At 29.9% G+C, this 6,185-nt stretch carries 4 protein-coding genes; all 4 read left to right on the top strand.

Going from position 1 to position 6,185, the window contains the following annotated elements:
• Positions 1-236: 236 nt before the first annotated feature.
• Positions 237-764: a hypothetical protein gene (locus OM90_RS11670; protein ID WP_242860908.1), complete on the top strand. Its 528-nt coding sequence runs from the start codon at positions 237-239 to the stop codon at positions 762-764.
• On the top strand, positions 761-2,470 hold the full coding sequence (locus OM90_RS11665; protein ID WP_058487043.1) for a TnsD family Tn7-like transposition protein: 1,710 nt from the start codon (positions 761-763) through the stop codon (positions 2,468-2,470). The genes OM90_RS11670 and OM90_RS11665 overlap by 4 nt, the downstream gene beginning before the upstream one ends.
• 207 nt (positions 2,471-2,677) lie before the next feature.
• Positions 2,678-3,646, top strand: a complete 969-nt coding sequence (locus tag OM90_RS11660; RefSeq protein WP_058487042.1) for a hypothetical protein — start codon at positions 2,678-2,680, stop codon at positions 3,644-3,646.
• 104 nt (positions 3,647-3,750) lie between these two features.
• Positions 3,751-6,036, top strand: a complete 2,286-nt coding sequence (locus tag OM90_RS11655) for a protein kinase domain-containing protein (RefSeq protein ID WP_058487041.1) — start codon at positions 3,751-3,753, stop codon at positions 6,034-6,036.
• Positions 6,037-6,185 lie beyond the last annotated feature (149 nt).

Raw genomic sequence — 6,185 nt, 5'->3', positions numbered from 1 at the left:
ACCTCCTTAATCTTAGAGATAATTATATCTTATTTCCCTACATTCTTAAATGATCATTTTATTACATTTTTATTGTATCATTTATAATTTTATATGAAGAAACGCAGGGAATACCTGATTTATTAAAAAAAGTCTATGCCATTGCTCAAGCCTACGCCATTTCATCAGGAAAGGAAGAGATAACTCCATATATTATTAGAAAGGCGGCGAAGGAGAATTTAAAATTAGTACAGCCAATGCTGACTGCATTAAAAACAGGGAATATCAGAGAAATTGCTAAATACGAGGATATCTGCATGGCAGGTATTGATTTCAATGACTTTTTAACCCGAACCAAAGAATCTATTAACCTGGATTTGCGGGCAAAGGAAATAAAGAAAAGGCAAAACAAAATGAAGCAGGAAAACCTCATGGAGGAGAAAAAGGAAGCCGTATTAAAACTTGTTGATTTAGGAATGGATGCTAAGAAGGCACAGAAAATAATTGATACCATGCCTTCTCAAAATCAGGATGTAAGTGCAGAGGGCATGGTGGAAGATGCGATGGCGCTGTTTAAAGATGAAGGCATGAAGGAAGAGCCAGAGAAAAAGGGAATAAGGAAGGTAAAAGGAAGAAAGGAAAAACAGAGTACGGCAAATCTACTTGATATCCGAACTGTTGTTGAACAGGGGAAAAAGGATAATAAAAGCGCTTATGAGGTTTTAAAAGAATCTGGGTATATTATAAGTTTTAAAGATGATATTTTTTTCAGGGAGGTGGTATGATGAACTTCTTTCCAACACCTTATCCAGACGAACTTTTATACAGTACATTGGCACGCTACTGCATGAGAAGCGGGAATATAAGAGAGATACATAATTTTGAGGATTTATTTGGAACAAGGGACTGTATAGCAGCAATGGAACTGCCTACGCAACTCGATGCATTAATTAGAAATATGCCTGTAAATACAAAGTATACAGCAGAATACTTTATCTATAAGCATACCTTATTTCCGTTTCTTGCAGCATTTATTCCCCCAAAGCGGGCTGATAAAATAATTCAAACAATGAGAAACGGTGAGGGTGCTGTTTCTTATATAAGGATAGGTTTAATATCAAATTCCATTACCCTAAATAAGTATTTTAGATTTTGTCCTGAATGTTTTAAAGAAGACATAGAAAGATTTGGAGAGCCGTACTGGCACAGAAGTCATCAAATTACAGGGGTGTTTGTATGTTCTAAACATAAAATACACCTGTATAATAGTACAGAACTTATTAGAGCGGGAAATAGACAAAGGTATATTGGCGCATCTCATGAGAACTGTATAGTAGAAAAAGAAATAAGTTATTCAAATGATTTGATGGAGAAGATGCTTTGGATGGCAGAGGCTGCAGAAATACTTTTAAACAATCAATTTGGATTTAAGGAGCCTGAATGGTTTAGAAGTCAGTTTCGGGTTAAGTTGGTTGAAAAAGGCTATGCAAGGATGAACAACTATATTCATCAAAAGAAGTTAAAGCAAGACTTTGTAGACTTTTACGGTCATGAATATTTACAACTTGTTCAATCTCCTGTATCAAAGAATAGCGGAGGTTGGTTATCAGATATGGTAAGAAAAAATAATAGAACAACTTATACAGTAAGATATCTATTACTAGCGAGATTTCTTGATATTCCTGTCGCTGATTTGTTTAATACAAAACTTGGTTTTAATAATGATGAAGATGAGAATAATATTGATGCATATCAGGAACTGTGGGACCAGAGACTGATAGAACTTGCCCAGTCAGGATTATCTATAAGAGAAATTGCAGATGTGTTAAAATCATCCACCAAGACAATTAGAAAAAGTATCGATAGACTTGGAATTGAACCATTTTGGAAATTTAACGGCGGTGGAAAATACCTTCGCAAGAAGTATACTGATACTAAAGAATTTAAAATTAAACGAGAAAAATTTAGGAAAAAATGGCTTCAACTTCACACTCGATATCCTGATAAAAGTAGTAACCAAATAAGAAGAAAAAATGATGGTTTATATGCATGGCTGAAAAAATATGATAGCGAATGGTTAGAACAAAACTATCGTAGGATAAAAACAGTAGTTAGCACTGTTGATTGGGCTAAAAGAGATGCTGAATTGCTTTTAAAAGTTAAGAAAGTGATAAAAGAAATGAAAGAAGGCAAGCCTGAACGGATAACTTGGACAACGATAGGGAGCAAGTTAGGGATTAGTGGGTGGCTTTCTAAGAAGAGAGAGAAACTTCCGTTGACAAGGGAATATATAGATTCTGTAGTTGAAAGTATGGAAGAATTTCATATAAGAAAAATTAAATGGGCTATAGAAGAACTAGAGAGGCAGGGAAAAGAAATAACACTATGGAATTTGGCAGAAACAGCAGGAGTTAAACCTAAGTATATGAAAATAATTTCTAAGGAGATTCAAAAAGTGTTAGAAGAAAAAGGATATGAGTTACCTTTATAAAAGAAATTAAATTATAATAATGTATAAGAGAAAAATGAAAGTTGTAAAACCTTTTAGTAATTAAAATAAAATAAGAAGATTAAATTAGAGATAAAGGGAATTTAGTTCTTTTATAGAATATTAGTATAACACTAAAAGGTTCATTAAAAATAGTGCTCAAATATTTTTTAGATTATAAATTAGAATATTCTTCAGAAAGGAGAAAAAATGATTTGCGCTTATTGTGGGAAGAATGGTAAAAAAACTTCAGAACATATTATTTCTCGTGGGGTACTAGAACTATTTCCTGAATGTAATTATACATATAATAATAATTTAAAAAAAGTTTATCAAAGTGAACCAGTTGTAAACGATGTTTGCTCTGATTGTAATAACAAAAAGTTAACATATATTGATGCATATGCAACAGAGTTTGTTAAAGAATATTTTATGAAAGACTATGAACCTAATTGTAATGTTCTGGTTAATTACGATTATAATCTTCTTTCAAAAATGTTAATAAAGTATGCTTTCAATGATTCGCGAGCGTTGAAAAAGAATATATCGTATTTTGATGAAGAGGTGAAGTCATTTTTATTAAATAAAGAAAATACTTTAATTCCCAAAAATATATCAATATATGGTGGTATTGCTGTAAATACTTCAGCCTACCCAAGTTTTATGTTTGGAAACAAAAAATTATTATGGATTTGCAACCCTGTATTTTTAGAAAATTCACTTATAAGATATTATGATACAGAGACGGGACAAGTTATTCCAAGAGAAAATCTAGAAAATTGGGATATAAAAGGATTGCAATTTTCCTATTTATTTAAATTTAACTCAGGCCAATTTATTATTATGTTTTGGACTGATAAGGAAATGCAGCAAAAATATGAGAAAGTTATTTCATTAATGTATCCATATACATTGATTGAGCCTAATAAAACTAATGTTATTTTACAAAGATGTACTCATGCGTATAATTTTCATATACCAGAAATAATTGATGTTTCCTGGGGGATTTCGATGGCAGATGCAACTAATAGTTTAGTTAGGACAGATATTAACCCAATTTTTATACAAAAGAAGTTAAATGAAGAATGGGAAAAATACGAAGAAGTAGTAAGAAATAAATATTTTGCATCTAAGGAAGAGAGAAAGCATAAGAAGAAGCATAGGCATAAGGGTTCTTGAAAATTAGGAGATTATACTATATAGTTTTGATAAAGGTGATATGTTGAAAATTATTAAATATTAAGAGTTTGAGAATATAGTAGTAATAAATACGAGGGATTAAAATGAATGTTAGAATAGGGGCGGTAATAGCATCAAAATATAAAATTATTAAGCAATTAGGTGAGGGTGGAAATGGTACCGTTTATAAAGTGAGTAAATTAGATAACCCTAATATTATACTTGCTTTAAAAATAATTAATTTGGATTATGATAAATATTATGATAAAGAAGATTCGTATTTTGAACGTAAAAGATATAAAAGATTTTGTGATGAAGTAAAAATAGTTAGAGAAAATCAAGATACAATTAAGGGGATATTACCTATTATGGATATAAATTTACCTAATAATCCTAAACAAGATGATTTACCATGGTATACTATGCCAATTGCAGAGGAAATGAATAAAAAAATAAAAGGATATTCCCTTGAACAAAAGATAGAGTGTATTCTTGAAATTGCTAAAACCTTAGTAGAATTACATAGTAAAGGAATAGCACATAGAGATATAAAACCACAAAATATATATTTTTATGAAAATAGATGGGTTTTAAGTGACTTTGGGTTAGTTTCTTATCCTAATAAAGAACATTTAACTGGCAAAAAAGAAGCAGTAGGACCTAAAAAATCAAATACTATAGCCCCAGAAATGCGCGAGGATTCTAAAAATGCTAATCCATTATGTGCAGATATTTATTCATTGGCAAAAACATTATGGATGATACTTACTAATAAAGACATTGCATTTGGAGGACAATATAATTATAAAAATAATAGCGTTTCTTTAGGAAAGTATATCAAAGGAGAGTATTTAGTTACATTACATGAAATTCTAACAATGTGTACGTCAGATATTCCAGAAGAAAGGCCAACAGCAGAACATTTAGTTAATTTATTGCAAAATTGGTTTGACATAAAAGATGATTTCAAAAAGAGATGTAGAAAAGAATGGAATTTTATTATTAGTCAAATTACTCCTTACACTCCAGAAACAGTTGTATGGTCTAATATTGAAGAAATAGTAAAGGTGCTTGATTTAGTTAGCCAAACAGAGTCTTTTAACCATATGTTCTTACCATCAGGTGGAGGATTAGATTTAAGGGGATGCAGACTTTCTCGAAAACAAGGTTTCATAGAAATGAATGAGGATGGATATATAACATTAGTAAAACCTAAACGATTATATATGGAGATATTTGGAGACTATCAATGGAACTATTTTTTATTAGAAACCGAACAAATACCGCCTTGCGGTCTATACGAATATGATAATACTGATGATGTATATGAAGAATGTGTACTAGAAATAGAACCTGATGTATATATAGAACCTTATCACTTGAACTATGGGACCTATAATGGTAACAAGTTACCTGAGTATACAAGAAAAATATATATTGGTTTAAAAGGTAATTATGTTATTTTCCCAAAAGATTCATACTACAACTTAAATATGAAGAGTTATAATGCTTTGCAAACAAAATATGAAACTCCATTAAAATTTAAGACTTTTATAGAAAAAACTATTAAATTTTTAAAATGGAAAGAAGATAACCCTAAAGAATATAATGAATTAATGAACAAAAAGAAAAAAGAAGAAGAAAAAGAAAGGCAAGAATGGATTGCTCTTCATAACAAAGAGGAAAATCAATTATTAAATCATATTCAAAAATTTAAATTAGCAAAAAATGATTACAAGAGAAAAGATAAAGATACGGAATTTGAATATACTTTAAGTGTACAGATAATAGCAAGTTTTGAACTTTACTTAAATAATGATGGAGTATTAAGAGTTAAAAAAGATTTATGGGACTTTGAAAGTTTGTTTAATAAAACAGATAGGAAAAAGGACTATTATAAATTCTATAACTTTGAAGATGCAAAAATATGTGCTACCGAAATAAAAAAATATTTAGATAATAGGCTTACTAATTTTCGCACCATTGGTAACGAAGCCAATTGCTATATTGATATGAAAAGATTAAAAAAACCAAAACATTTGTTTACAAAAGAAGAAATTATTGATGTACTAAAGGTAGGAAATGATGATTGCTATAACAGGTTAATAATCAATAAAGATGGGTATATAGAACTCATTCAACCTAGTAAAATTGGATATCTTGAAACTATGAAATACCCTGTATTAGGGTGTGAATTCTTTGCTAAAGGAAATAAGGTCGGAGGGACAGCACCAATAGAAAGGTACATTGATGATATATATTTGTTAATGTTAGATTCATGGTACAGGCATTTGAGAGATGGAGAACGTAAACATTTATCAGATTATGTAAGTTTAAGTGAAGAAGAATTGCTAAAAGAAATAAATTATGAATCAAATAAATATGTTTAATATGTTTAATAGGGAATAAAAATATGAAATATCCATATTCCTTTTTCCTAATAAACCTATCTATGTATAACCAAAATAAACTCCTTTCATTTTTCAAATGTATGAAACGGGGTAAATAAAGTAGTATTAGAAAACATGGTTTATTAGGG

Origin of the sequence: Defluviitalea phaphyphila (assembly GCF_001466305.1) — a bacterium.
Classification (GTDB): domain Bacteria; phylum Bacillota; class Clostridia; order Lachnospirales; family Defluviitaleaceae; genus Defluviitalea_A; species Defluviitalea_A phaphyphila.
The sequence above is the reverse complement of the archived record's forward strand: the minus strand, read 5'-3'. Positions and strand labels throughout refer to the sequence as shown.

Coding starts and splice junctions, on each gene's coding strand:
- OM90_RS11670 (WP_242860908.1), top strand. CDS start 237: ATGCTGACTGCATTAAAAACAGGGAATATCAGAGAAATTGCTAAATAC.
- OM90_RS11655 (WP_058487041.1), top strand. CDS start 3,751: ATGAATGTTAGAATAGGGGCGGTAATAGCATCAAAATATAAAATTATT.
- OM90_RS11660 (WP_058487042.1), top strand. CDS start 2,678: ATGATTTGCGCTTATTGTGGGAAGAATGGTAAAAAAACTTCAGAACAT.
- OM90_RS11665 (WP_058487043.1), top strand. CDS start 761: ATGATGAACTTCTTTCCAACACCTTATCCAGACGAACTTTTATACAGT.